Annotated in this window: 5 protein-coding genes; 2 read left to right on the top strand and 3 right to left on the bottom strand. The window is 74.3% G+C overall.

What is annotated here, in order from left to right; translation table 11 throughout:
• Positions 1 to 19: 19 nt before the first annotated feature.
• Genes hemQ through hemE form a run of 3 tightly spaced genes read right to left on the bottom strand, consistent with a single transcriptional unit; the run spans position 20 to position 3285 of the window.
• On the bottom strand, positions 20 to 721 hold the full coding sequence (gene hemQ, locus DLJ58_RS00600; protein ID WP_124853367.1) for a hydrogen peroxide-dependent heme synthase: 702 nt from the start codon (positions 719 to 721) through the stop codon (positions 20 to 22).
• Positions 718 to 2127, bottom strand: a complete 1410-nt coding sequence (hemG, locus tag DLJ58_RS00605) for a protoporphyrinogen oxidase (protein ID WP_124853368.1) — start codon at positions 2125 to 2127, stop codon at positions 718 to 720. The genes hemQ and hemG overlap by 4 nt, the downstream gene beginning before the upstream one ends.
• A gap of 6 nt (positions 2128 to 2133) precedes the next feature.
• Complete coding sequence (hemE, locus tag DLJ58_RS00610) at positions 2134 to 3285, bottom strand: uroporphyrinogen decarboxylase (RefSeq protein WP_124853369.1); 1152 nt, start codon at positions 3283 to 3285, stop codon at positions 2134 to 2136.
• Between the two features lie 137 nt (positions 3286 to 3422).
• Between hemE and DLJ58_RS00615 the strand changes: the two genes are divergently transcribed.
• Together DLJ58_RS00615 and DLJ58_RS00620 are read left to right on the top strand one after the other, a co-directional pair.
• Positions 3423 to 3995 carry a DUF3000 domain-containing protein gene (locus DLJ58_RS00615; RefSeq protein ID WP_124853370.1) on the top strand — a complete coding sequence of 191 codons (573 nt, stop codon included), beginning with the start codon at positions 3423 to 3425 and terminating at the stop codon, positions 3993 to 3995.
• Positions 3996 to 4090: 95 nt separating this feature from the next.
• Positions 4091 to 5418, top strand: a 1328-nt coding sequence (locus tag DLJ58_RS00620; protein ID WP_148097956.1) for a ribonuclease D, incomplete at its 3' end; no start/stop codon positions are given.

Genomic DNA, 5418 nt, shown 5'->3' on the forward strand with positions numbered 1-5418 from the left:
GCTGGGGGCGGAGGGCCCGTCAGACCAGGCAGTTGACGATTTCGGCTACCGAACGGCGGCGGCCGGTGTAGAACGGGACCTCTTCGCGGACGTGCCGGCGGGCGCTGGAGGCGCGCAGGTCCCGCATCAGGTCAACGATCCGGTGCAGTTCGTCGGCCTCGAAGGCGAGCATCCACTCGTAGTCGCCGAGCGCGAACGAGGCGACCGTGTTGGCCCGTACGTCCGGGTAGCCGCGGGCCAACTTGCCGTGCTCGGCCAGCATCTCGCGCCGCTCGGCGTCGGGCAGGAGGTACCACTCGTAGGAGCGGATGAACGGGTACACACAGATGTAGGGGCGAGCCTCCTCACCGGCCAGGAACGCCGGGATGTGGCTCTTGTTGAACTCGGCCGGCCGGTGCAGCGCCATCTGCGACCACACCGGGGTCAGCGCCCGGCCCAGCGTGGTGCGGCGGAACCGCAGGTAAGCGTCCTGGAGCGCGTCGCTGGACGCGGAGTGCCACCAGATCATCACGTCCGCGTCGGCGCGCAGCCCGGAGACGTCGTACACGCCCCGGATCACGACGTCCTTGCCGGCCAGCTCCTCGAAGAGGGACACCACCTCGCCGGTGACGTTGTCCCGCAGCGACGGCAGCGGGGAACTGGCCCGGAACACCGACCACATGGTGTAGCGGATGCTTTCGTTCAGCTCCCGCAACCGGGCCGCGTTGGTCTGCTCGGTCATCTCGCCGATCCTCCCAGTGCTGTGATGATCTCTTCGGCCGCCGTCTCGCCGGAGCGGACGCAGACCGGAATGCCGACGCCGTCGTAGCCGGCGCCGGCGAGGACCAGGGTGGGGTGCGCTGCCCGCAGCGCTGTCCGCGCGGCGCCGAGCCGGTCGGCGTGCCCTGGCGCGTACTGCGGCAGCGCACCGCCCCACCGCTGCACGTGCCCGTCGACCGGGGCGGGTAGCGGGGTGCCGAGCACCGCCGACAGCTCCCGGTGCACGGTGGCCGCCAGGTCCGTGTCGGGGCGCTGAAGGTGCGCCTCCTCGCCGTACCGGCCCACCGAGGCGCGCACCAGGGCCAACCCGTCGGGCCGGCGCAGGTGCCCCCACTTGGTGGTGAAGAAGGTCGCCGCCTTGATCAGTAGACCCTCGGTACTCGGCACCAGGAAGCCGGACAGCTCGGGCAGTCGCGGCTGCGGCAACGCCATGGTGACCAGTGCGACGCTCGCGTAGTCCAGCGCGCCGACGCCCGCTGCCACCGCCGGCGCGGGGCCGGCGAGCAGCCGCGCCGCCGGGCGCGCCGGCACCGCAAGCACCACGGCGTCCACGTCCACCAGCTCGGGGTCACGGGTCGGGCCGACGGTGAGCCGCCAGCCGGTGCCGGTGGGGGTCAACTCGCGCACGGCGGCGTCCCGCCGTACCGTCGCGCCGCTGGCCGTCACCGCCGCCTCGATCAGGGTGCTCAGCCCACCGGCGAGGGTGCCGAAGACCGGGGCGCCGGGCGCACGCGGCGCGGCGGCCTGCGCGGCCCGGACCGCGCCGACCAGGGTGTGCTCCACCCGGGCCGTGCGGGCCAGCGCCGGCATCGTCGTGACCAGGGAAAGATCGTCGGCGCGGCCGGCGTACACGCCGCCCAGCATCGGGTCGACCAGCCGCTCGACCACCTCGTTGCCGAAGCGGGACCGGACCAGCGCGCCCACCGAGACGTCCGCGTCCGGCCCGACCAGCGGCCGACCGCCGTCGGTGTCGGCGTCCGCGGCCGGGCGGGCGACCGTGGCCACCCGATCCAGATCCCCGGGTACGCCCACCAGGGTGCCGCCCGGGATGGGGCGCAGCCCTCCGTCGATGACCAGCGCGGCCCGCCCCACGGTGGGGTGCACGATCTTCTCGGCCAATCCGAGCCGGCGGGCCAACGCCACCGCCGCGCTCTCGGCGCCGGTCGGGTCGCGCATCAGGAACGACTCCGCGCCGAACTCCACCGGCTGACCAGCCAGTTCCCCGGAGCGCAACTTCCCGCCCAGCACGCCGGACTGCTCGTACACCGTGATCTCGGTGCCGGCGGGTGCGCGGTCGCGCAGGCGGACCGCGGCGGCCAGGCCGGCGATCCCGCCGCCGACCACCGCCACCCGCCAGGGCTGCCGCATTCCCGGTCAGCCCTGGTCGGCTCGGCGGCTGGACAGCTCGTGCACCAGCGCGACCACCCGGGTCAGCACCTCCGGGTCGGTCTCCGGCAGCACCCCGTGGCCGAGGTTGAACACGTGCCCGGGGGCCGCCCGGCCCTGCTCCAGGATGCGGCGCACCTCGGCCTCGACGACGGGCCACGGCGCGAGCAGGACGCACGGGTCCAGGTTGCCCTGCACCGCCTTGTCCGCGCCGATCCGGCCGGTGGCCACGTCCAGCGGCGTACGCCAGTCGACGCCGACCACGTCGGCCCCGGCCTCGCCCATCGCGCCGAGCAGCTCGGCGGTGCCCACCCCGAAGTGGATCCGGGGCACCCCGGCGGGCGACCGCTCCGGCTCGGCGCGTCTGTCGCCGCGCCCCGACCCGGAGCAGTCATCGACCAGCCCGCTCAGCACGGTGGTCGAGTGCGGCAACACGAAACGGCGGTAGTCGGCCTCGGAGAGCGCGCCGGCCCACGAGTCGAACAGCTGCACGGCGGAGACGCCGGCCTCGATCTGCACCCGCAGGAAGGCCAACGTCACCTCGGCCAGCCGGGCACAGAGCGCGTGCCACAGCTCGGGGTCGCCGTACATCAGGGCCTTGGTCTTCGCGTGGGTGCGCGACGGCCCGCCCTCGACCAGGTAGCTGGCCAGCGTGAACGGCGCGCCGGCGAAACCGATCAGCGGGGTGTCGCCCAGCTCGACCACCAACTGCCGGACGGCCTCGTCGACGTACGAGACGTCGTCGCGGGTGATCCGGCGGATCCGTTCCACGTCGGCGGCGGTGCGGATCGGCTCGGCCACCACCGGGCCGGTGCCCGGCACGATGTCCAGGTCGATCCCGGCGGCGGCGACGGGCACCACGATGTCGCTGAACAGGATCGCCGCGTCCACGCCGTGCCGGCGCACCGGCTGGAGGGTGATCTCGGTGACGAGCTCCGGGCGCCGGCAGGACTCCAGCATCGGCACGCTCGCCCGGATCTCCCGGTACTCCGGGAGGGAGCGGCCGGCCTGGCGCATGAACCAGACCGGGGTGTGCGGGACGGGCCGACGTCGGCAGGCCCGGATGAAGGGCGAGTCGGCCGGTCCGCCGGGGCGGGAATCTCCGTCTCGGGCGACAGTGCCCGTGGTGTCCGTGGTCATCGCCGCAATCGTGCCACGCCGGCCACCCCCAACCGGGTGGGGGTGAGAGGAAGGGCACCGTTCCTTACGCCCGGCGCCCTTCACGAGCGTCGGCGCGCCGTCGAAGCGGGCGACGGGCGGCGGCATAGGCTGCCGACATGGCCCCCCCGATCGCCCTCCCGGAGACGTTCGCCCGAGCGGTCGCCGGGCTGCGGTCGACCACCCCGCGGCCGGAGATCACCCTGGAGGAGGTCGGCGCGCCCCAGCGGCTGGCCCCGTACGCGTTCGCGCTCGCCGCGACCGTGCTGCGCGACGACGACGAGGTGGCGACCGGCCGGCTGATCCTGCTGCACAACCCGGTCGGGCACGAGGCGTGGCAGGGCACCCTACGGCTGGTCACCTACGTGACCGCCGAGTTGGAGGTCGATCTGGCCGCCGACCCGCTGCTGCCCGGGGTCGGCTGGACGTGGCTGACCGACGCGTTGGACGCCCAGGACGCCGGCCACCGGGCGATCGGCGGAACGGTGACGCAGACCATGTCGACCCGGTTCGGCGATCTCGCCGGGCCACCGACCATCGGTGACATCGAGATCCGCGCGTCCTGGACGCCGATCGACGACGACCTGACCCCACACCTGCACGGCTGGTGCGCGTTGCTCGCCTCCACCGCCGGTCTCCCCCCACCCGGCGTCACCGCCCTCTCCGATCGCCGCCCGGCCGGCGCAGCCTGACGTTCGGCCCTCGGCAGGACACTTTGCGGACACCTGATCGACACACGCCGGACCGGCTGCACCCGCCGGATCTCCGCGCGCACTAGGGTTGGCAGGTGACCGACGAACCACCCCTGCGCCGTCGGCCCACCGAAGAACTTCCGGGAAACGCACCCCAGCACCCGCCGTCGGCCCAGCCGCAGCCGGCGGGCGAGGGGGCCGACCCGACCGACGGTGGGCCCGTTCCGCTGATCGCACCGCGTGACGGCACCCCCGATCCGGTGGCCACCCCGGCCGAGCTTGCCGAGGTCGTGGCCCGCTTCGCGGCGGGCACCGGCCCGGTCGCCCTGGACGCCGAACGGGCTTCCGGCTACCGCTACAGCCAGCGCGCGTACCTGGTGCAACTGCGCCGGGCCGGTGCGGGCACGGCGCTGATCGACCCGCTGCCCCTGCCCGACCTCAGCGCGCTGGACGCGGTGATCGGTGAGGCCGAGTGGGTCCTCCACGCGGCCAGCCAGGATCTGCCCTGCCTGGCCGAGGTGGGGTTGCGTCCACGCCGACTGTTCGACACCGAGCTGGCGGCTCGGCTGGCCGGCTTCGAACGCGTCGGGCTGGCCGCGCTCACCGAGCAGCTGCTCGGGTTCACCCTGGAGAAGCACCACTCGGCGGCCGACTGGTCGAGCCGACCGCTGCCAGAGTCGTGGTTGACGTACGCCGCCCTCGACGTGGAGATGCTCACCGACCTGCGCGACGCGCTGGACGCCGAGTTGACCCGGCAGGGCAAGTCGGCCTGGGCCGCGGAGGAGTTCGCCGCCCTGGTCCGCACCGGGGCACGTCCGCCCCGGGTCCGGGCGGAGCCGTGGCGGCGCACCTCCGGCATCCACCGGCTGCGGGGGGCGCGGGCCCAGGCCCGGGTCCGCTCGATGTGGTACGCCCGGGACCAGATCGCGGCCCGGCGGGACGCCGCTCCCGGTCGGGTGTTGCCCGACTCGGCGATCATCGCCGCGGCGGAACTGGACCCGAAGGACGAGAAGACCCTGCTGACCCTCCCCGGCTTCGGTGGTCGGTCGGTCCGTCGGCTGGCCCGCACCTGGCTCGCCGCGCTCGACGACGCCCGGCAGCTGCCGGAGGATTCCCTGCCGGTCTCGCCGGCCGTGGAGGGCCCGCCTCCGCCGCACCGATGGGCCGAGCGGGACCCGGTGGCGGCCGGTCGGCTGGCCCGCTGCCGGGAGGTCGTGATCCGCATCGCGGGTGAGCACAACCTTCCGCCGGAAAACCTGATCACTCCGGATTCGGTCCGCCGGGTGGCCTGGACCCCTCCGGAGGAGATCACCGAGGCGTCGGTCGCGGAGACCCTGCGCGGCCTCAATGCCCGCGAGTGGCAGATCGGCCTCCTCGCCCCCGACCTGACCGAAGCCCTGACCCCACCAACCCCAACCAGTAC

This window comes from Micromonospora arida (genome assembly GCF_003857035.1).
GTDB classification, from domain to species: Bacteria; Actinomycetota; Actinomycetes; order Mycobacteriales; family Micromonosporaceae; genus Micromonospora; species Micromonospora arida.